This is a genomic window from Kitasatospora sp. NPDC030952 (genome assembly GCF_055571335.1).
In genome coordinates, this window is the sequence record NZ_JBVIFM010000003.1 from 123,409 (window position 1) to 143,741 (window position 20,333).

The following is a 20,333-nucleotide window of genomic DNA, read 5'->3' on the forward strand; positions in this document are numbered from 1 at the left end:
ACGTCCGCACCGAAGCCGAGCAGACCGCCGCCGAGCTGCGCGCCCTCACCCAGCGGGAGACCGCCCAGCACCGCGAGAGCGCCGAGGCGTACGCCGACCGCGTCCGCACCGAGGCCGAGCAGCACGCCACGGAGCTGCGCACCGAGGTCGAGCAGTACGCCGTCGACCGCCGCACCGAGGCCGACGAGCTGCTGGAGCAGGCCGGCGCCGCCGCCGAGCAGCGCCGGACGGAGGCCGCGGAGGACGCCAAGGCCACCCGGGAGAAGGCCGCCGCCGAGCTGGCACTGGCCAACGAGCAGGCCGAGACGGTCCGGGCCGAGGCCGGCCGGGAGCTGTCCGAGGCCCGCGCCACCGCCGAGGCCATCCGCGCCGAGGCCGCCGCCGAGCTGGAGCAGGCGCGCGCCGACGGCGAGGACGTGGTCGCCGCCGCCCGCGCCGAGGGCGCCGAGCTGATCGCCACCGCCGAGGAGGAGGCCGCCGAGGTCCGCCAGGCGGTGGCCGGCCTGCACGAGGCCGCCGCCGAGCAGATCGCCGCGCTGCGGGCCACCGCCGAGCAGGAGGCCGCGGACACCCGCGCCCGGGCCGAGCAGGACGCCGCCGAGCTGACCGAGCGCACGGCGCGGGAGACCGCCGAGGTGCGCGAGCTCGCCGACCGCTACGCCGCCGAGGTCCGCGAACTCGCCGAGCGCGAGACCGCCGAGCAGCGCGAACTCGCCGAGCGCGAGACCGCCGAGCAGCGCGAACTCGCCGACCGCTACGCCGCCGAGGTGCGCGAGCTCGCCGACCGCGAGACCGCCGACCTGCGGGCCCGGACCGAGGCCGAGACCGCCGCCCTGCGCGAGCAGACCGAGCTGGAGCTCACCGCCGAGCACGAGGCCGCCGAGGCCGAACTCGGCCGCCGCCGGGCCGAGGCCCAGGCCTACGACGAGCAGCTGCGCTCCGACGCCGAGGCCGAGCTGCGGGCCGCCCAGGAGGCCGCCGAGCAGCAGCGCGCGGACGCCGAGGCGCAGGCCGCCCGGACGGTGGCCGAGGCCGAGGCCCAGGCCCTCCGGACGGTCACCGACGCCGAGGAGCTGGCCGCCGTACTGCGCGCCGAGGCCGAGGAGTACGCCCTCGCCACCCGCACCCTGGCCGACGAGTACGACACCGCCGCCCACGCCCGCGCGGACGTCTACGACGCGGAGACCCGGGAGGCCGCCGAGCAGTTCGACAAGGCCACCCGCGACCGGGCCACGGCCGTCCTGGAGAAGGCCTTCGCGGACGCCGAGTCGCTCGGCGAGGACGCCCAGACCACCGCGCTGGCCACCACCGCCGCCGCCGAGGAGCAGGCGGACGCGATGGTCGCGGCCGCCCGCAAGGAGGCCGACCGGCTGGTCGCGGCCGGCGAGGCGGCCGGTCAGGCCGCGGTCGAGAAGGGCCGTTCCGACGCCGACGCGCTGCTCGCCGAGGCCCGCCGGGACGCCACCGCGATCCGCGAGCGCGCCGAGGAGCTGCGCGAGCGCACCGACGCCGAGGTGGAGGCGCTGCACGAGCGGGCCCGCAAGGAGAACGCGGCGGCCATGAAGTCGGCCGGCGAGCGGGTGGACGCGCTGGTGACGGCCGCCCAGGAGCAGCTGACCGAGGCCGAGGAGCAGGCGGTGGCCACCGTCGCCGAGGCCGAGGACCGCGCCGCCGCCCTGGTCGCGGCCGCCGAGGAGCGGGCCGGCGAGCTCACCTCGGAGGCCTCCGCGGAGGCCAGCAAGGTCCGACTGTCCGCCGTCCGCAAGGCGGAGGGCCTGCTCAAGGAGGCGGAGACCAAGCTCGCCAACTCCACCGACCGGGCCGAGTCGCTGATCGAGAAGGCCGAGGCCAAGCTGCGCGCGGCCGAGGCGGAGGCCGAGGAGCGGCTGGACGGCGCGGCCACCGAGGCGGAGAAGCGGCTGCGCGACGCCGACCGCACCGCGGACGAGCAGGTCGAGCTGGCCAAGGCGGAGGCCGAGCGGCTGGTCGCCGAGGCGAAGGCCGAGGCCAAGCGGGTCACCGACGAGGGCCGGCGGGAGCTGGACGAGCTGGTGCGCCGCCGCAAGGACATCAACACCGAGATCTCCAGGGTCCAGGACGTGCTCTCGGCGCTGGAGGCGTTCGAGGCACCGTCACCGGTCGCCCAGGCCAACGGGGGAAGCAACAGCAAGAAGGACGGGGGCGCCAAGGCCGGTGCCGGAGTCGGCTCCCCCCGGTCGGGTGGCAATCGTTCCAAGAACGCACCACCCGATTGAGCGGACATTGACGGTCATTGTCCGTGAGAGAACGGCATTTCGCCGTCGACACTCCGGTACCGTGTCAGGATTCCCTCAACCACCTCAGCGGTTTGACGACAGGAAGCCCAGAGTCCCATGAGCGACAGTCACTCCCCTCACGGCTTCGACCTGGTGCGCCGTGGGTACGAGCGCGCCCAGGTCGACGAGCGGATCACCAAGCTGGTGGCCGATCGTGACAGCGCACTGACCCGGATCAGTGCGCTCGAGAAGCGCATCGAGGAGCTCCACCTGGAGACCCAGACCGCGCAGGCGGCGGTCGCCGAGCAGGAGCCCTCCTACGCCGGGCTCGGCGCCCGGGTCGAGAAGATCCTGCGGCTCGCCGAGGAGGAGGCCAAGGACCTGCGCGACGAGGCGCACCGCGCCTCCGAGCAGCACCGCGAGCTGGCCGAGGCCGCCGCCCAGCAGGTCCGCACCGAGGCCGAGAACTACGCCAAGGACCGCAAGGCCAAGGCGGAGGACGAGGGCCTGCGGATCGTCGACAAGGCGAAGAGCGACTCCGCCCAGCTGCGCGCCGAGGCCAACAAGGACGCCCAGAACAAGCGTGAGGAGGCGGACGCCCTCTTCGAGGAGACCCGCACCAAGGCCGCCCAGGCCGCGCTGGAGTTCGAGACGAACCTGGCCAAGCGCCGCGAGCAGTCCGAGCGCGACCTGGCCGCCCGTCAGGCCAAGGCCGAGAAGCGCCTCGCCGAGATCGAGCACCGGGCCGAGCAGCTGCGCCTGGAGGCCGAGAAGCTGCGCACCGACGCCGAGCGCCGGGCCCGCCAGACCGTCGAGACGGCCCAGCGCCAGTCCGAGGACATCGTGGCGGACGCCAACGCCAAGGCGGACCGCATCCGCAGCGAATCCGAGCGCGAGCTGGCGGCGCTGACCAACCGCCGCGACAGCATCAACGCCCAGCTGACCAACGTCCGCGAGATGCTGGCGACGCTGACCGGCGCGGCCGTGGCCGCCGCCTCGCTGCCGAACGACGACACCATGGGCGTGCCCGCCCAGCAGTCGCGCTGACGCAGCCGCGGCCGTGACCGCGGACGCCGTCACGGACAGGCCCTCACCCTGGCGGGTGAGGGCCTGTCGCGCGTCGCGGTGTCACTACCTCGGGTAGGCCCCGTCGGGCCGCTGGTGCCCGCTGCTGAGCTGGTTCCCCTCGTCGTCCGAGACGGTGCCGAACCAGGAGGTGCACCAGACCGACACCGAGTCGGGCCAGTACTGCACCTCGAACGGGTGCCCGGATCCGTAGTCGCCGTACGAGGTGACGATGAAGGTCTCGCCGGGGCGCATCCAGTAGTCCTCGCCGAGCGGCTCCAGGGTCAGCTCCACCAGTCCTTCGCCGCGGTTGGTCACCGGCATCCGGCCGGTCACCTCCAGTGCGGAGAAGTCCCAGCCCGCCGGGTCCGGGCTCATCCGGCCGCCACCCGGAGGAGCAGCCGGCGGACGGCGGCGTCGAACGCCCCCGGGGACTCCAGGGCGCTCAGGTGGCCCACGCCGGGGACGACGATCAGCTCGGCGTCCGGGCGGGTCCGGGCCATCAGCTCGACCTCCTCCAGCGGCACCAGGGCGTCCAGGGCGCCCGCCAGGAGCGAGACCGGCACCCGGAGCCCGGCCAGGACGTCCAGCGCGTCGGGGCGGGCCGCCATCGCCCGCTGGGCCCAGGCGACGGCGGCCGGCGACGCCGCGGCCACCATCGTCTCCACCCGCTCCACCAGGTGCTGCGAGTCGGGCCCGAGCTGCCCGGCCGCCACCTGCTCGTCCAGCAGCAGCCGGACGCTGTCCCGGGCGGTGACGGCGGCCGCGATCCGCTCCCGGTTGCCCCGGACGGCGTCGGTGTCGGCGGTGGCGCGGGTGTTGGCCAGCAGCAGGCCGGACAGCCGGTCCGGGTGCCGGCGGGCGAAGGCGAGCGCCACGTAACCGCCCATGGAGAGCCCGCCGACCACCGCGCGGTCGATCCCGGCCGCGTCCAGCAGCAGCGCCAGGTCGTCCGCGACGAGGTCCAGCGAGGGCTCGTCGGTGCCCAGTTCGGTGCCGCCGAAGCCCCGCTGGTCGGGGGCGAGCACCCGGACCTCGTCCCCACCGAGGCCGGGCAGCGCGTCCAGCTGGGCGGACCACATCGAGGAGTTCAACGGGAAGGCGTGCAGCAGCACGAGGGGTGTTCCGGTACCGCTCTCACGAACGGAAACTGCCGAGGGGAGCTCGCTCATGCGCCCACCTCGCTACGCTCGGCAGGGGCATTCGCCAACGCGCACCTCACATCGATTCGCTCGCTCTGCTCGCTCATGCCGCCCACCGTATTCCGGTGCGCCCGGTGAGCCCACTCAGCGGGCCCACTCGACGGGCCACGCCATCCGCTTTGTCCTAGCCTGACAGAGAGTAAGGGAGCGCGAATGATCGAGTTGCACGACCTGACAAAACGTTACGGCAAGACTCTCGCGGTGGACCGGCTGAGCTTCTCGGTCCCCCAGGGCGTGGTCACCGGCTTCCTCGGCCCCAACGGCGCGGGCAAGTCCACCACCATGCGCATGATCCTCGACCTGGACCGCCCGACCAGCGGCCGGGTCACCATCGACGGCAAGCGCTACGGGCAGCTCAGCGAGCCGCTCAAGTACATCGGCGCCCTGCTGGAGGCCAAGGCCGTCCACCCCGGCCGCACCGCCCGCGACCACCTGCTCTGGCTCGCCCAGAGCAACCGGATCCCCGAGCGCCGGGTCGACGAGGTGCTCGCCCTGGTCGGCCTCACCCCGGTCGCCCGCAAGCGGGCCCGCGGCTTCTCGCTCGGCATGGGCCAGCGCCTGGGCATCGCCTCCGCGCTGCTCGGCGACCCGGAGATCGTCATGTTCGACGAACCGGTCAACGGCCTGGACCCGGAGGGCATCCTCTGGATCCGCAACCTGATGAAGCGCCTCGCCGGCGAGGGCCGGACGGTCTTCGTCTCCTCCCACCTGATGAGCGAGATGGCCGTCACCGCCGACCACCTGGTGGTCATCGGCAAGGGCCGGCTGCTCGCCGACCTGTCGATGCCGGAGTTCATCCGGCGCAACTCCCGCTCCGCCGTACGGATGCGCACCCCCCACCCCGAGCGCCTGCTCGACGTCCTGGCCGGCGCCGGCGTGCGGCACGAACCGGGCCCGGGCGGCTCCTACGAGGTGGTCGACGGCGACATCGCCCGGCTCGGCGAGCTGGTCGCCGAGCACGGCCTGGTGCTGCACGAACTCAGCCCGCAGCAGGCCTCGTTGGAGGAGGCGTTCATGCAGATGACCGCGGACTCGGTGGAGTACCACGCGGGCGACGGCCCGGGCCGGGACGCGGCCGGCTCACCCGGCGCCTGGGGCGCGGGCTGGAAGGCGGACGGCACCCGGCCGACCGCGGCGGCGCGGCAGGAGGAGAACTGAGATGACGTCCTTCCCGGCGATCCTGCGCTCCGAGTGGACGAAGATCCGCAGCGTCCGCTCCACCGTCTGGACGCTCGCGCTGGCCTTCGTGGTCACCGTCGGCATCGGCGCGCTGCTGTCCCTGCTCACCAACAACAACTTCACCGAGTTCAGACGCCACGAGGAGACCCCGTTCGACGCCACCGGCACGGCGTTCTCCGGCATCATGCTCGGCGAGCTGGCCATCATCGTCTTCGGCGTGCTGGCGATCGGCAACGAGTACAGCAGCGGAATGATCCGGGTCACCCTGGCCGCCGTCCCCCAGCGCGGCACCCTGTTGGCCGGCAAGGCGATGGTGCTCGGCGGGCTGGCCTTCCTGGTCTCGCTGGTGACCGCCTTCGTCACCTTCTTCGTCGGCCAGGCGCTGCTCGGCTCGCACTCCACCACCCTCAGCGAGCCGAACGTGCTGCGCGCGGTGCTCGGCGCCGCGCTGTACCTGACGATGCTCTGCCTGTTCTCGGCCGGCGTCACCGCCATGCTGCACAACCAGACGCTCGCGCTCGGCGTGCTGGTGCCGTTCTTCTTCCTGCTCTCGCCGATCCTCTCGGCGGTGCCGAAGGTCAAGACCCTGGCCCACTACTTCCCCGACTACGCGGGCTCCCGGATGCTCCTGGTGTACGAGCAGAACGGCCAGCCGTACGGGCCGTGGGCGGGTTTCACGATCTGCCTGGCCTGGACCCTGGCAGCGCTGATCGGCGGCGCGCTGGTGCTCAAGAACCGTGACGCGTAGGGCCTTTCCGGGGAGAGCCCGGCTTCAGTAGCGCGGAGCGCCGCGGCCTCGCAGGACGTTGGAGGCCCGGCGCTCCCGCGCTCCCCAGCACGCGCGGTGCCAGTGCCGCCGGTCGTCCACGCCGCCGCCGTGCATCGGCCAGGCCACCACGTGGCCGACCCCGGGCCGGATCTCCTGGTCGCAGCCCGGGCAGCGGTAGAAGCGCCCCGCGGTGCCGGCGACCGTCTGCACCACCCAGTCGTCGCCCTGGTAGTTCTCGGTACGGCGCAGCGATCCGCCGAGCGGGGCGGCGGCCGGTTCGGCGCTCTCACGGGGGGCGTCGCTCTTGATCCGGTTGCGGCGGGGCACGGCGGACTGCCTCTCTTCCGGGGGGCTTGAGTTCGTTCCAGCCTACGGGTGTCAAACCCTTTTACCGGCCCCTATCACGGCGTCGGCCGACCGTCCGGCCTTTTTGCCGAGATCCACCCGGTCATCGGGGAAATTCGGGGTTCCGCGTGCCATTGGCACATGACATCGGATACCCACGAGTGGACAGGCGGGGCCCGCAGACCCTGCGTGCACCCGAGGAGGCCCCCAGGATGACCAAGACCAGCCCCCGCGCCGAGACCCGCCGGCCCGTCGGCGTGCGCCCACCCGCCCCCGGCCCGACGCTCACCTCCGTACCGCCGCTGACCGCCGTCACGGGCGAACCGCTGACCGCCGCGCAGCGCAACGGCGCACTGCCGCCGGACACCGCCCCGGTACGGGTCGGCGCGTTCCTGTTGTCCGCCCAGTTCCCCGGGCAGAGCCACGGCGAGGCGCTGGAGCGCACCGTCCGGGCCACCGTCGAGGCCGAACGCGCGGGCCTGGACAGCGTCTGGCTGGCCGAGCACCACTTCGTCCCGTACGGGGTCTGCCCCAACGCCGCGACCCTGGCCGCACTGCTGCTCGGGCGCACCCGCCGGATCGGCATCGGCACGGCCGTCAGCGTGCTCTCCACCAGCCACCCGGTGGCGCTCGGCGAGCAGGCCGCGCTGCTCCACCTCACCTCCGGCGGGCGCTTCACGCTCGGGGTGGGCCGCGGCGGGCCGTGGATCGACCTGGAGGTGTTCGGCGCCGGCGTGGACGCCTTCGAGAGCGGCTTCCCGGAGCGGCTGGACCTGCTGCTGCGCTGGCTGCGCGGCTCCCGGGTGGGCGCGGACGGACCGCAGTTCGCCTTCCCCGAGGTGGCGGTGGTGCCGCAGGCCACCGAATCGCCGCGCCGCCCGGGCCTGGGCAGTTGGCTCGGCCTGGACGAGCCGACCGGCCCGGTGCGCTTCCCGCGCCAGCGCCAGGACACCGACGGCCCGGCCGAGGAACTCACCGCCGCCGGACGGCCGGTGGCCGGACCGCCGGTGGTGGTCGCCTGCACCTCCCCGGGCGGGGTGAAGCTGGCCGCCGAGCGCGGGCTGCCGATGCTGCTCGGCATGCACTCCGGCGACGACGACAAGCTGCGGATGCTGGAGCTCTACCGCGCCGCCTGGCTGGCCGCCGGGCGCGGCGAGGAGCAGCTGCGCCGGGTGACCCGCCAGCACGTCGCGGCCGGCGTGGCCCAGGTGGACGACCGCACCTCGGCCGCCCGCGCCACCCTGCTGAACGCGATGCCCGGCTGGTTCGAGTACGGGCTGGGCGCCCACCGCACCGTGGACGGCCGCGAACGCAAGATGCGCGACCCGCACCAGTACACCGAACTGCTCTGCGACCTGCACGCGGTGGGCACTCCGAGGCAGTGCGCCGACCGGCTGCTGGCCACCGCCGAGCGCACCGGCATCCGGCGGTTCGCCCTGCTCGCGGAGGGCAGCGGCGACCGCGAGACGACCCTGCACAACATCGCCCGGCTCGGCTCCGAGGTGCTGCCGCAACTGAGTTGACCCCGGCGCGGACCGCCGCCCTCCCCCCGCACCGGGGGACGGGGGCGGCCGGCACCGGCCGGGTCAGCAGTCCCGCAGCTCCTCGGACTGGTTGAGCAGCTGCTCCCGGACGGAGGTGAAGCGGCCGTACCGCGCCTCGTTGGCCTCCGACGGCAGGAACACCGCCACCCGGTGACAGTTCTGGAACGCCAGCCGGACGCCGAAGTGGCGCTGCAGGGCGCCCCGGATGGCATCGCTGGCCAGGGCGCGCAGCAGCTGGCCGCGGGCCTGCTCGCTGGGCGGCGGCACCTGGTTGTCGGCGAAGTCGGTGCCGTCGACCTTCGCCTGGGCCACCAGGGAGCTGATCAGGTCCCAGGCGTACGGCAACGAGACGCGGACGCAGTCGACGAATTCCCGCTCGTCGACCTCGCCCCGCTCGGCCTTTTCCAGCAGGGCCGGTGAGACGTCGAGCGACATGGATTCTCCTCTCGCGGTCCACCCGCGGCGGCGCCCGGGTGGTCATGCGTAGTCCAAGCTCACAGTGAGGGTGGGCGATATCGCAGACGGTGTCCGGAACACCGTGGGACGGGGGTTTCCGGCACCTGTTGCGAAGGGCGGCGGCGCCACGGGACGTGACGTCCTGAACACCGACCGCGTCAGAACAGCGTGGCAGTCAACGGCGGAGCGGGCTGGTCGTTCCTACGGATTGCTCCGGAAATACGCCGCGGTGCACCAGATTGGCCGGATCCCGTCGGATCGTTCACCTGAAGTCTCCATCCCCGTTGACAGCGACCCCGCATCCGTGGCGTCACACACCGTAGCGACCCCAGGGGGCGTACGCCAGAGCGCGGCGGGCGGCGGCGGGACCACCGAACCTCCATGTTCGCGGGGTTCGCGGTTTCTTCACCCGGTCGTCTCGGAATCGCATCAACTGGCCCCGGTGGGCTAGCGTGGTCGACCGTGCGTCTCGTAATTGCCCGCTGCTCAGTCGACTATGCCGGTCGGCTCTCCGCCCATCTGCCCTCCGCCACCAGGCTGATCCTGGTCAAGGCCGACGGCAGCGTCAGCATCCACGCCGACGACCGCGCCTACAAGCCGCTCAACTGGATGTCCCCGCCGTGCGCCCTCAAGGTGGCCGACGGGGTCTGGACGGTGGAGAACAAGGCCGGCGAGAAGCTCATCATCACGCTGGAGGAGGTGCTGCACGACTCCTCGCACGAGCTGGGGGTGGACCCCGGCCTGATCAAGGACGGCGTAGAGGCCCACCTCCAGGAGCTGCTCGCGGACCGGATGGAGGTGCTCGGGTCCGGCTGGTCGCTGATCCGCCGCGAGTACCCGACCGCCATCGGCCCGGTCGACATCCTCTGCCGTGACGCCGACGGTGCCACGGTCGCCGTCGAGATCAAGCGCCGCGGTGAGATCGACGGTGTCGAACAGCTCACCCGCTACCTCGAACTCCTCAACCGGGACCCGCTGTTGGCCCCGGTCAAGGGCGTCTTCGCCGCGCAGGAGATCAAGCCCCAGGCCCGCGTCCTGGCCACCGACCGGGGCATCGGCTGCGTGGTGCTGGACTACGACGAGCTGCGCGGCATCGACGACGACAAGCTCAAGCTGTTCTGACCGGTCAGCCCGGTCCGCTCTTCGCCGAGGTGGTCGGGCTGGCCGTTCCGGTCGGGGTCGACGACGGCGTGGACGGCGTCGAGGACGCGCTCGGACTGGTCGCCGGGGCCGACGGAGTGTGGCTCGGCACCGACGACGGCGAGGACTGCGGCCCCGGCGGCTGAGACTGCTGCGGCGGCTGCGGCTGGCCCGGCGCGGGCGGCTGCGGCTGCCCCTGCGGGGCGTCCGACTGGGTCGCCCCCGGCGAGCTGCTCGGCCGCTTCGTCGGCGAGGCGCTCGGCGAGTGCGACGCGCTGCCGCTCGCCGAGGGCTCCGGGCTGGTCCCCGTCCCGGCCGGAGCCCCCGGCGCGGTGCCGCCGCTCCCGGCGGTGCCCGGAGCGCTGTCGGCGGACGGCAGCGGCAGCGGCGCGTTGCCGGTGTCGCCGACCTCGTCCATCCGCCCGTGCGGGTCGTTCCCCTTGGCCCCGTCGGGCCCGGCGAGGCTCATCGCCACCGCCGTACCGAGCACCCCGAAGGTGAGCAGGGCGGCGGAGGCCACCACCACCCGACGGCGCTTCCCGGCACGGGCCTTCAGCCCGGCCGGCACCCGGGCCGCGATCTTGCGGATCACCGGCCCGCGGCCCGCCGCCGCCCCGGCGGGCGCGGCGGCCGGCAGCTGCCGGCCGTCGGCGCGCAGCAGGTCGAGCATCCGGCCCGCGGCGGCGACCCCGCGCTGCTCACCGGCGGCGGCCCGCAGGGTGAGCGCGCTCTCCAGTTCGGCGATCGCCCGGGACGGCTGCCGGAGGCAGATCGCGTGGACGCCCGCCTCGTGGTGGAACCAGGCCTGGTCGACCGCCGAGCCGGTGCTCCGGGCCGCCTCCATGCCGAGTTGCAGCACCCGCTCCCAGGCGCCCCAGCGCAGCGCCAGTGCCAGCGCGGGCGCGGCCGCCCGGGCCAGCCGGACGACGGCGTCGTGCCGCCCGGCGGTCCGGTCCGCGAGCAGCACGCCGATCAGTACCTCGGCCTCGGCGGCGATCTGCGCCAGCGACACCGAGCTGTGCCCGACCCACCAGGCGAAGTGCTGGGCGGCGCCGTCGACGCAGCCGCGGGCCGGCCAGTGCGGGGCGAGCAGTTCGAGCGCCCCCGCGGTGAGCCGGTGGTGCCCGCCGATGGACACCGCGAGCCCGGCGTCGGCGAGTTCGGCCAGCGCGCTCTCGCCCTGGCCGACGTCGATCAGCGCGGGCAGGTGCGGCGCGGTGGGGCACTCTCCGCCGAGCGCGACGGCCAGCCTCAGCACGGCCTGCGCGGGCTCGCTGAGCCCCTCGGCGAGGCGGACGGCGGGCGAGGCGGTCTCGGCGACCGAGGGCAGCGGTACGGTGCGCCGCAGCGCGTTCTCCCGGATCGCCGGGTCGGGGTCGTGGACGGGCTCCTCGAGCGCGCCGAAGACGTCCCGCCGGTCCTCCTCGGCGGCGACCAGCGCGTCCACCGAGACGTCCCGCTGGCGCAGCAGCGCGGCGGCCTGGACGAAGCGCAGCGGCAGTCCCTCGGACTCGAACCAGAGGTCGACCGCCCAGGCCTTCTCGGCGACGTCCAGGGGCCGTCCGGCCAGTCGGCCGGTGAGGGCGAGGCAGGCGGCCCGGGACAGCCCGGGGACGAGGTGGTCCCGCAGCCGGGAGCCGGCCGGCAGCGGCGGGCCGTCCGGGGCGCCCGAGATCAGGAAGGCGCAGCCGGGGGCGGTGGCGAGCAGTTCCTCCAGCTCGGCGCCGGTCGGCTCGGCCCCGTCGATCACGACGACCGCGCGGACCTCGGCGAGGTGGGCGGTGAGCTGGCCGGGGTCGGGCCGGTAGCCGGGGGCGTGGTGAGTGGCCGCGAAGAGGTCCTGGAGCAGGTCGGCGGCGGTGCGGCGGTGCCCGCAGAGCTGGACGACACCGCCGGGGGCGAGGTCGGCGGCGGCTTCGGCGACGGCCGACAGCAGGGTGCTGCGGCCCGAGCCGGCCTGGCCGACCAGGCGTATCGAGCGCCCCTCGGCGAGCAGGCCGAGCAGTTCGGCGATGTCGGCCTCGCGGTCGAGCAGCGGCAGGTCGGTGGGCCCGGCGCCGAGGGCGAGCGGGCCGACCGCCCGGCCGACGCCGCCGAGCGGGCCGCGCGCGGGCTCGCTGCGTTCGATCCGGCGCGGGCGGGGCCGCCACTCCTCCGGACAGGGTCGGGCCTCGGAGCCGTCCGGGGCGCCGACGCCGACCAGCAGGCCGCCGGAGACCAGTTCGCCGCCGCGGGTGCGGACGGCCTCCTGCCGGAACTCGCCGGATGGCTGTGCCACGTTCTGCTCCGCATCGTGTTCGGCCGCCGGCGCCCCGCGCCGGCCGGCACACGTCTCGGTCGCGGCCGCGGGCGGGCGGTGGGCACCCGGCCCCGGGCGGCCGTCATCTGACGGGCAGACTCTTGCACATCCGGGCCCGGCCGTGCAGCGCGGTCCGGGTGCGGGGAAGGTGAAGGCCTGCCGGGTCGTCCCCGACCTGCCGGGCGGTCCGCCGGGCCGGCGCGCGGCACTCGGCGCGCACCGCCGCACGCGCCCCCTGGTGGGCCCAAGGCCCGAAGGCGGGCCCCAGGAGCTAGAGGACCTGCACCTCGGGAATGCCCCCGTCGACGGCGAGGATGCGGTGCAGCTTGGTGGCCACCAGCAGCCGCTGGAGCTGGGCGGGGACGGAGCGCAGCACCAGCCGGCGGCCGATCCGGCCGGCCCGCCGGTGGGTGCCCATGATCACGCCGAGGCCGGTGGCGTCCCAGAACTCCAGCCGGCCGAGGTCGAGCACGAGGTCGCCGAGGCCACCGTCCACGGCCTGGTGCAGCCGGACGCGCGCGTCGGCGGCGGTGCGCACGTCGAGGCGGCCTTCGATGGCCAGCGCCGTGTGGTTGCCGGTGATGCGCATGCTCTCCTCCTTCGCCTGGGTGGCCTGGCTGGTCCGGTTCTTCCGGGGGGGGGTGGGTCCGGCCCCGGCCGCGACGGGCCGGGAGGCGGGGTGGCCGCTGGTTCGGGGTGGCCGCTGGATCGAGGTCGGGACCGCCCGGGCGGGACGCCGGTGGCGGCTCGGTCCGCGCCCGGCCCCGGTCGGAATGCCGGGTTCCCTCATCTGACGGTGGAGCAGCGCCGCAGGTTGCTGCTTTCCGCCCTGATCTGAAGCAACTTCACTCGTCCGAGGGAATATACGCAGGAACTCTCCACACCTACGCTCGATTACCGCCCAAATCACCCGTCTGCGGCACCCTGCGTGAGGAAACTCACCCGCCCCGGAACAGCGGGCCGTACGATGCCCGATCGCACGGCCCACCAGGTCGTTCAGGGCCGGGAGAGGCCGCTGGGGCTCACTTGCCCTCGTACGGGTAGAAGCCGCGGCCGCTCTTGCGGCCCAGGTCGCCGGCGGTGACCATGCGGGCCATGATCTCCGGGGCGGCGAACTTCTCGTCCTTGGTCTCGGTGTAGATGTTGTGGGCGGCGTGCAGCAGGATGTCGACGCCGGTCAGGTCGGCGGTCTGCAGCGGGCCCATGGCGTGGCCGAAGCCGAGGCGGCAGGCGGTGTCGATGTCCTCGGCGGTGGCGACGCCCGACTCGTACAGCTTGGCGGCCTCGACGACCAGCGCGGTGATCAGCCGGGTGGTGATGAAGCCGGCCACGTCGCGGTTGACCACCACGACCTCCTTGCCGACGCCCTCGGCGTAGGCGCGGGCGGCGGCCAGCGTCTCGTCGCTGGTCTTGTAGCCGCGGACCAGCTCGACCAGCTTCATCATCGGGACCGGCGAGAAGAAGTGGACGCCGACGACCGACTCCGGCCGGCCGGTGACGGCGGCGATCCGGGTGATCGGGATGGCGGAGGTGTTGGAGGCCAGGACGGCGCCGTCCTTGGCGAGCTTGTCCAGCTCGCGGAACAGGCCCTCCTTGACCTCCAGGTTCTCGAACACGGCCTCGACCACGATGTCCGCCTCGGCGACGGCGCCCAGGTCGGTGGTGGTGGTGATCCGGCCCAGCGCGGCCTCGGCGTCCTCGGCGCTGAGCTTGCCCTTGGAGACGAACTTCTCGTACGAGGCGCGGATGCCGGTGAGGCCGCGCTGCAGCGCTTCCTCGGTCACGTCCCGCAGCACCACCGGGTGGCCGGCCTGGGCGGAGACCTGGGCGATGCCGGCGCCCATCAGGCCGGCACCGATCACGGCGATCTGCTTGCTGGACGCATTGCTCATGGCTGGGTCTCCCGATGCCGTCGCCGCCCCGCGGGCGGGCCCTGAAGGCGGCTCAGGGCAGGGGTCGCCCACCCGGGAGCCGCTGTGCTCAATTCTCCCGCCGCGCTGGCGCTCGGCGGTCGCTCTCGCGAAGCGCTCAGGCCGAATCGTTCACTCGCTCCGCTCGCTCACGCGGGGACTCTAATGCCCAAATCGCCCGTGCAATAGCAATCGGGAGTGTGATCTGCAACCGACCTGGTCACCCGACCAGGATGGTCGTCAGATGGTCAGACCGAGGTCCTGGGCCAGGATCGCCGCCTGTACCCGGCTGCGCAGCCGCAGCTTCGCCAGGATCCGGCTGACGTGGGTCTTGGTGGTCGCCTCCGCCATCTCCAGCCGGGCCGCGATCTCCCCGTTGGACATCCCGGCGCCGAGGCAGGCCAGCACCTCCCGCTCACGCCCGGTCAGCCCCGCCACCGCCGTCCGGGCCTCCGGTCCGACCGGCCGCTCGGGGCGGGCGAAGGTCCCGATCAGCCGCCTGGTCACCGAGGGCGCCAGCATGCCCTCGCCGCGCGCCACCGTCCGGATGCCCTCGACCAGGGTGTCCGCCTCCAGGTCCTTGAGCAGGAACCCGGCCGCGCCGGCCCGCAGCGCGCCGTAGACGTACTCGTCCAGGTCGAAGGTGGTCAGCACGAGCACCTGGGCGGCGCCGGCCTCGACCACCTGCCGGGTCGCCGAGACGCCGTCCAGCCGGGGCATCTGCACGTCCATCAGCACCACGTCGGGCCGCAGCTCCAGCGCCAGCCGGACGGCCTCCTCGCCGTCGGCGGCCTGCCCGACCACCTCGAACCCGGGCTCGGCCCGCAGGATCATCACCAGCGCCGCCCGCACCGCCGCCTGGTCCTCGGCCACCAGCACCCGGATCGTCATGCCCGTCCCTCGCTCTCCCGGCCGCGCGGCAGCACCGCGCGCACGCTCCAGTACCCGTCCCGCGGCCCGGCCTCGAAGCTGCCGCCGAGCAGCCCGGTCCGCTCCGCCATGCCCACCAGCCCGGCCCGGGCGCCGGGCAGCCCGCGGCCCGGCTCGCCGCGGTACGGGCTGTCGACGGCGATCCGCAGTTCCTCGGGGCCGAACTCCAGCCGCAGCGCGACCAGTCCGGGCCCGGCGTGCTTGAGCGCGTTGGTCAGCGACTCCTGCACGATCCGGTACGCGGCCAGCCCGACCGGCACCGGGACGTCTCCGCGCTCGCCCAGCTCGGTCAGCTCGAACGCCAGCCCGATGTCCTCTCCGGCCGCCCGGGCCTTCGCCAACAGGGCGTCCAGCGCGGCCAGGTCGGGCGCGGCGTAGGACTCGTCGGCCTCTCCCCCGCCGCTGTCCCGGAGCAGCCCGATCATGCGGCGCATTTCGGCCAATCCCTGGACGCTGTTCTCCCGGATCACCGCCAGCACCTCCACCAGCGGATCGTCCGCGGCCAACCGCTGCCGCCGGGCCACCGACTGGGCCCCGGTGGCGTGGATCGCGATCGCCGACAGGTGGTTGGCCACCACGTCGTGCAACTCCCTTGCCATCCGCGCCCGTTCGGCGCCGACCGCCTCGCGCCGGTCCATCTCCGAGAGCAGCGCGGTCTGTTCGGCCCGCAGCCGCTCGGTCTCCGCCTCGTGCCGGTGCCTGCGCATCAGGTCGCCGGTCCACACCGGCGCCAGGAACACCAGCGAACTGACCACCACGATCAGCACCCCGGCCGAGGTCCCGGACGTGTACCAGGCCAGGCTGGAGAGCACCAGCACGGTCGCCCCGCCGCTCAGGTGCAGCACCCGGGACATCCGGCTGGAGCCGTAGAGCACCGCCGCGTACAGCAGGTCGGTGTACATGATCGTGGTCGCCAGCAGGCTGCCGGCGAACACGCTCCCGGCGAAGGCCAGCCCGCCGACCGACACCGCGACCACCGGCCGGGTGCGCCGGAACAGTTCCAGCCCGGCCATCACCAGCAGCGGCAGCACCACCGCCCAGAGCGGCAGCCGATCGGCGCGGTCGTACACCTTGAAGACGATCAGCACCGCGCCGCCGAGCAGCCCGCACAGGGCGATCAGCCGGTCCAGTTGCCGCGGGGGGAGGGACGGTACGAGCACGACCCCATCTCACCATCCCCGACGGCCCACCCGGCTCCGGTCCGCGGAGGAGTCCGCTACATCGAAAGGTGCAGGCCCGGACGGCACCGGACGACGACGACACCGCACCGCGCCCGCGCGAGGCTGGAGCCACCGCCGAAACGACCGGAGCTCAACATGATCGTCACCCTCATCGTCGCGGCCGAGATCTCCTGGTGGATCGTGCTCGGCCTCGCCCTCTCCGCCCGCTACCTGCTGCGCTGGCGCCGCACCAGCACCGTGCTGCTGATCGGCCTGCCGGTGGTGGACCTCGCCCTGTACGCGCTCACCGTGCTCAACCTGCGCGGCGGCGCCGAGGCGAGCTGGATGCACGCGCTGGCCGCGAGCTACGCCGGTTTCTCGGTCGGCTACGGCCCCTCGCTGGTGGCCTGGGCCGACCGGCACTTCCTGCACCGCTTCGCCGGCGGCCCCAAGCCGCCGCCCTCGCCGAAGTACGGCCCGGAGCGGACGGCGTACGAGTGGCAGATCGCCAAGCGCACGGTCGTCTCGGCCGTGATCACCCTGGCCCTGATCAGCCTGCTCGTCCCGCTCTCCGCGGGCTCCGCCCACTTCGGCGCCTTCGCCCCGTGGTACTGGAAGCTGGGCATCGCGGCCGTGGTCAACGTGATCGTGGCCGGCTGCTACTCGATCTGGCCCAAGGAACCGCCGGCCGGCGTCACCGTGGTGGACGGCCGGGTGGCCGAGCAGCCCGCTCCGGAGAAGGTGCCCTGAGGCTCCTAACGGTTCTCGCCCGGCACCCAGAGCACGTCCCCGCGCTCCTTGTTGGCCACCCGGGCCAGGATGAACAGCAGGTCGGACAGCCGGTTGAGGTACTTCGCGGTCAGCGGGTTGACGGAGTCCCCGTACTCGGCGATCGCCGCCCAGGTCGAGCGCTCGGCCCGCCGCACCACCGTGCAGGCCAGGTGCAGGTGGGCCGCGCCGGGCGTGCCGCCGGGCAGGATGAAGCTGCGCAGCTTCTCCACCTGCTCCAGGTAGTGGTCGCAGTCCCCCTCCAGCCGGTCGATGTAGGACTGCAGCACCCGCAGCGGCGGGTACTTCGGGTCCTCGACCACGGGCGTGGAGAGGTCGGCGCCGACGTCGAACAGGTCGTTCTGGACCCGGATGAGCACGGCCGCCACGTCCTCGGACAGCGCACCGACCGCGAGGGCCACCCCGATCGCCGCGTTCGCCTCGTTGGCGTCGGCGTACGCCATCAGCCGCGGGTCGGTCTTGGTGGTCCGGCTCATGTCGCCGAGCGCGGTGCTGCCGTCGTCCCCGGTACGGGTGTAGATGCGCGTCAGATTGACCATGCCGCCACCCTAGCCGCCCAGGTTAGGCGACGTTGACCCTCCCCCAGCCTCCGGCCGGGGGTGCCCCCATCCCGAGAGTCTCGTCGCTACGCGACATTGACTCTCTGCCCGGGCGGGGCCGCCTCCAGCCAGGCCAGGAAGCCGGTGAGCGCGTCCTCGCTCATCGCCAGCTCCAGCGGCGCCCCGTTGTGCAGGCAGCGCAGCACCACCGAGCCGGAGAGCAGCGCCAGCTCCTCCTGGCCCTCCGGGTAGCGCCGGCCGAGCACCTCGATCTCCCGCCGCGGCAGCACCCGGCGCGGGCGCGGGGCGTACGAGAAGACCCGGAACCACTCGATCGAGTCGCCGCTGTACCGGCCGATACCAAAAACCCACCCCTTGCCGTCGGTCGGGGGGACCGGGGCGGAGGTGGGTTTGCCGTTCTCGTCGAGGTCGGGCTGCGTCGAGGCGTCGGCGGGCATTTTGAGCCGGTAACTGCAGTCGAACGTGCCGCCGACCCGCTGGATCAGGCGGCGGCGTACGGCGAAGGCCATCAAGCCGATCACTCCCAGCGCCACGACCGCCGCACACACCACAAGCGCGAGGACCATGCTCACCTACCTCCTCGCTACCCGCGTTCCCCGTTTACGGTCGTACCGGACGACCGCGCTGACCTACCAACTACGACGACAGTCCCGGGGTCACGCTCGCGCGTCCCCGGGACCGTCGGTCGACCCCGCCAAGCCGGGGGTCCGGCACACTCAGGCGTGGGCCTTGAGGCCGCGCGCCGCGAACAGCCGCACCTCGGCGCGACGCTCGGCGTGCGCGTCCAGGTCGGACTTCGCCTGCTCCAGTGCGCGCTCGGCACGCGCGACGTCGATCTCGTCCGCCAGCTCGGCGATCTCCGCGAGCAGAGACAGCTTGTTGTCGGCGAAGGAGATGAAGCCGCCGTGCACCGCGGCGATGACGGTGCCGCCGTCCACCGTGCGGATGGTGACCGGACCGGTCTCCAGCACGCTCAGCACCGGGGTGTGGCCCGGCATGATGCCGGTGTCACCGGAGGCCGTACGGGCGACGACGATGGTGGCCGCACCGGACCACACCTTGCGGTCGGCTGCGACCAGCTCGACGTGCAGCTCAGCCAACGTGGGCTCCTAGGCTCATGCAACCCCCGATTACTCGGGAGTTTCGGTAAGAATAACGGCCCCGCGCCCCCGGCATGAAACCGGCGGCACGGATTTGACCGGAATCACAGCCGATGCGACGCGAGGGGTGGTCCCCAGGCTCGGGGGCCACCCCTCACGGTCACTCAGCTGCTACCGGCCGCGATTACTTCTTCGCCAGCTCGGCGGCGTTCTTCTCGAGGTCCTCGATGCCACCGCACATGAAGAAGGCCTGCTCCGGGACGGAGTCGTACTTGCCGTCGGCGATCGAGTTGAAGGCCTCGATGGTCTCCGACAGCGGCACGGTCGAGCCCTCGACACCGGTGAACTGCTTCGCCACGTAGGTGTTCTGCGAGAGGAAGCGCTCGATGCGACGGGCCCGGTGCACCGTGATCTTGTCCTCTTCGGACAGCTCGTCCATGCCGAGGATCGCGATGATGTCCTGGAGGTCCTTGTACTTCTGCAGGATCCCCTTGATGCGGAGGGCCGCGTCGTAGTGGTTCTGCGCGATGTACCGCGGGTCGAGGATGCGGGACGTGGAGTCCAGCGGGTCGACGGCCGGGTAGATGCCCTTCTCCGAGATCGGACGCGACAGAACGGTGGTCGCGTCCAGGTGGGCGAAGGTGGTGGCCGGCGCCGGGTCGGTCAGGTCGTCCGCGGGGACGTAGATCGCCTGCATCGAGGTGATCGAGTGACCGCGGGTCGAGGTGATGCGCTCCTGCAGGAGGCCCATCTCGTCGGCCAGGTTCGGCTGGTAGCCCACCGCGGAGGGCATGCGGCCGAGCAGGGTCGACACCTCGGAACCGGCCTGGGTGAACCGGAAGATGTTGTCGATGAAGAGGAGCACGTCCTGCTTCTCGACGTCACGGAAGTACTCCGCCATGGTCAGCGCGGAGAGCGCGACGCGCAGACGGGTGCCCGGCGGCTCGTCCATCTGGCCGAAGACCAGCGCGGTCTTGTCCAGAACGCCCGAGTCGACCATCTCGTCGATGAGGTCGTTGCCCTCACGGGTGCGCTCGCCGACGCCGGCGAACACCGACACACCACCGAAGTTCTCGGCGACGCGGTAGATCATCTCCTGGATCAGAACGGTCTTGCCGACACCGGCACCACCGAACAGACCGATCTTGCCACCCGTGACGTACGGGGTGAGCAGGTCGATGACCTTGATGCCGGTCTCGAACATCTCGGTCTTGGACTCGAGGTCCTTGAAGTCCGGGGCCTTGCGGTGGATCGGCCAGCGGACCTCGACCTGCTTGTCGAACTCCGCCTTGTCGACGTTCAGCACGTCACCGAGGGCGTTGAAGACCTTGCCCTTGGTGATCTGGCCGACCGGGACGGAGATCGCGGCACCGGTGTCGGTGACCTGCGAACCGCGGACCAGGCCGTCGGTCGGCTGCATCGAGATGCCGCGGACCAGGCCGTCGCCGAGGTGCTGGGCGACCTCGAGGGTGAGGGTCTTCTTGCCCGTGCCGTCGGGGTTGTCCACCTCGACGTGCAGGGCGTTGAACATGTCCGGAATCGCGTCGACGGGGAACTCCACGTCGACGACCGGGCCGATGACCCGCGCGACGCGGCCCGTCGCCGTGGTCGGCTCAACAGTGGTGGTCAT

Annotated in this window: 19 protein-coding genes and 1 pseudogene; 7 read left to right on the forward strand and 13 right to left on the reverse strand. The window is 73.2% G+C overall.

The window, feature by feature from the left end:
* Together ACZ47G_RS08170 and ACZ47G_RS08175 are read left to right on the forward strand one after the other, a co-directional pair.
* Positions 1 to 2,255 (forward strand): annotated as a pseudogene (locus tag ACZ47G_RS08170) (hypothetical protein); the annotation flags it as partial.
* Positions 2,256 to 2,372: 117 nt separating this feature from the next.
* Positions 2,373 to 3,302, forward strand: a complete 930-nt coding sequence (locus tag ACZ47G_RS08175) for a coiled-coil domain-containing protein (RefSeq protein ID WP_188306039.1) — start codon at positions 2,373 to 2,375, stop codon at positions 3,300 to 3,302.
* 84 nt (positions 3,303 to 3,386) lie between these two features.
* Here the strand turns inward: ACZ47G_RS08175 and ACZ47G_RS08180 are convergent, their stop codons facing one another.
* Positions 3,387 to 3,698, reverse strand: a complete 312-nt coding sequence (locus ACZ47G_RS08180) for a hypothetical protein (protein ID WP_402818902.1) — start codon at positions 3,696 to 3,698, stop codon at positions 3,387 to 3,389.
* Positions 3,695 to 4,492: an alpha/beta fold hydrolase gene (locus ACZ47G_RS08185; RefSeq protein ID WP_465740646.1), complete on the reverse strand. Its 798-nt coding sequence runs from the start codon at positions 4,490 to 4,492 to the stop codon at positions 3,695 to 3,697. Before ACZ47G_RS08185 ends, ACZ47G_RS08180 begins: the two co-directional genes overlap by 4 nt.
* Positions 4,493 to 4,675: 183 nt before the next feature.
* Here ACZ47G_RS08185 and ACZ47G_RS08190 point away from each other — a divergent pair, with 183 nt between their 5' ends.
* Both ACZ47G_RS08190 and ACZ47G_RS08195 read left to right on the forward strand, forming a co-directional pair.
* The gene (locus ACZ47G_RS08190) at positions 4,676 to 5,680 is read left to right on the forward strand and encodes an ABC transporter ATP-binding protein (RefSeq protein WP_465740647.1); all 1,005 of its coding nucleotides are present in this window, start codon (positions 4,676 to 4,678) and stop codon (positions 5,678 to 5,680) included.
* Position 5,681: 1 nt separating this feature from the next.
* Complete coding sequence (locus tag ACZ47G_RS08195; RefSeq protein WP_465740648.1) at positions 5,682 to 6,449, forward strand: ABC transporter permease; 768 nt, start codon at positions 5,682 to 5,684, stop codon at positions 6,447 to 6,449.
* 24 nt (positions 6,450 to 6,473) lie between these two features.
* On the opposite strand, the gene ACZ47G_RS08200 is transcribed toward ACZ47G_RS08195, so the two are convergent.
* Entirely contained in the window at positions 6,474 to 6,797 is a 324-nt protein-coding gene (locus ACZ47G_RS08200; RefSeq protein WP_465740649.1) for an ATP/GTP-binding protein, read from the reverse strand.
* 230 nt (positions 6,798 to 7,027) lie between these two features.
* On the opposite strand from ACZ47G_RS08200, the gene ACZ47G_RS08205 reads away from it, so the two are divergent.
* The gene (locus ACZ47G_RS08205) at positions 7,028 to 8,338 is read left to right on the forward strand and encodes an LLM class flavin-dependent oxidoreductase (protein WP_465740650.1); all 1,311 of its coding nucleotides are present in this window, start codon (positions 7,028 to 7,030) and stop codon (positions 8,336 to 8,338) included.
* 63 nt (positions 8,339 to 8,401) lie between these two features.
* Here ACZ47G_RS08205 and ACZ47G_RS08210 read toward each other — a convergent pair whose 3' ends face one another.
* On the reverse strand, positions 8,402 to 8,794 hold the full coding sequence (locus tag ACZ47G_RS08210) for an SCO5389 family protein (protein WP_380452930.1): 393 nt from the start codon (positions 8,792 to 8,794) through the stop codon (positions 8,402 to 8,404).
* Positions 8,795 to 9,277: 483 nt separating this feature from the next.
* Here ACZ47G_RS08210 and nucS point away from each other — a divergent pair, with 483 nt between their 5' ends.
* Complete coding sequence (gene nucS / locus ACZ47G_RS08215) at positions 9,278 to 9,937, forward strand: endonuclease NucS (RefSeq protein ID WP_465740651.1); 660 nt, start codon at positions 9,278 to 9,280, stop codon at positions 9,935 to 9,937.
* A gap of 4 nt (positions 9,938 to 9,941) precedes the next feature.
* Here the strand turns inward: nucS and ACZ47G_RS08220 are convergent, their stop codons facing one another.
* The 5 genes from ACZ47G_RS08220 to ACZ47G_RS08240 form a co-directional block, all read right to left on the reverse strand.
* Complete coding sequence (locus ACZ47G_RS08220; RefSeq protein WP_465740652.1) at positions 9,942 to 12,233, reverse strand: ATP-binding protein; 2,292 nt, start codon at positions 12,231 to 12,233, stop codon at positions 9,942 to 9,944.
* 292 nt (positions 12,234 to 12,525) lie between these two features.
* Complete coding sequence (locus ACZ47G_RS08225; RefSeq protein ID WP_465740653.1) at positions 12,526 to 12,843, reverse strand: STAS domain-containing protein; 318 nt, start codon at positions 12,841 to 12,843, stop codon at positions 12,526 to 12,528.
* Between the two features lie 433 nt (positions 12,844 to 13,276).
* Positions 13,277 to 14,146 (reverse strand): 3-hydroxyacyl-CoA dehydrogenase family protein, encoded by an 870-nt coding sequence (locus tag ACZ47G_RS08230; RefSeq protein ID WP_465740654.1) that lies wholly within the window; start codon positions 14,144 to 14,146, stop codon positions 13,277 to 13,279.
* Positions 14,147 to 14,404: 258 nt separating this feature from the next.
* Positions 14,405 to 15,055, reverse strand: a complete 651-nt coding sequence (locus ACZ47G_RS08235; RefSeq protein WP_465740655.1) for a response regulator — start codon at positions 15,053 to 15,055, stop codon at positions 14,405 to 14,407.
* Positions 15,052 to 16,254 (reverse strand): sensor histidine kinase, encoded by a 1,203-nt coding sequence (locus tag ACZ47G_RS08240; RefSeq protein ID WP_465740656.1) that lies wholly within the window; start codon positions 16,252 to 16,254, stop codon positions 15,052 to 15,054. The genes ACZ47G_RS08235 and ACZ47G_RS08240 overlap by 4 nt, the downstream gene beginning before the upstream one ends.
* A 156-nt stretch (positions 16,255 to 16,410) precedes the next feature.
* Between ACZ47G_RS08240 and ACZ47G_RS08245 the strand changes: the two genes are divergently transcribed.
* Complete coding sequence (locus tag ACZ47G_RS08245) at positions 16,411 to 17,004, forward strand: hypothetical protein (protein ID WP_465740657.1); 594 nt, start codon at positions 16,411 to 16,413, stop codon at positions 17,002 to 17,004.
* A gap of 5 nt (positions 17,005 to 17,009) precedes the next feature.
* Here the strand turns inward: ACZ47G_RS08245 and ACZ47G_RS08250 are convergent, their stop codons facing one another.
* From ACZ47G_RS08250 to atpD, 4 genes are all read right to left on the reverse strand, one after another.
* Positions 17,010 to 17,582, reverse strand: a complete 573-nt coding sequence (locus ACZ47G_RS08250) for a cob(I)yrinic acid a,c-diamide adenosyltransferase (protein ID WP_465740658.1) — start codon at positions 17,580 to 17,582, stop codon at positions 17,010 to 17,012.
* Between the two features lie 86 nt (positions 17,583 to 17,668).
* Positions 17,669 to 18,169, reverse strand: coding sequence for a DUF2550 domain-containing protein (locus tag ACZ47G_RS08255; RefSeq protein ID WP_188302971.1), 501 nt, complete (start codon positions 18,167 to 18,169; stop codon positions 17,669 to 17,671).
* Positions 18,170 to 18,319: 150 nt separating this feature from the next.
* Positions 18,320 to 18,703: a F0F1 ATP synthase subunit epsilon gene (locus ACZ47G_RS08260; RefSeq protein WP_030282045.1), complete on the reverse strand. Its 384-nt coding sequence runs from the start codon at positions 18,701 to 18,703 to the stop codon at positions 18,320 to 18,322.
* Between the two features lie 184 nt (positions 18,704 to 18,887).
* On the reverse strand, positions 18,888 to 20,333 hold the full coding sequence (gene atpD / locus ACZ47G_RS08265) for a F0F1 ATP synthase subunit beta (protein WP_465740659.1): 1,446 nt from the start codon (positions 20,331 to 20,333) through the stop codon (positions 18,888 to 18,890).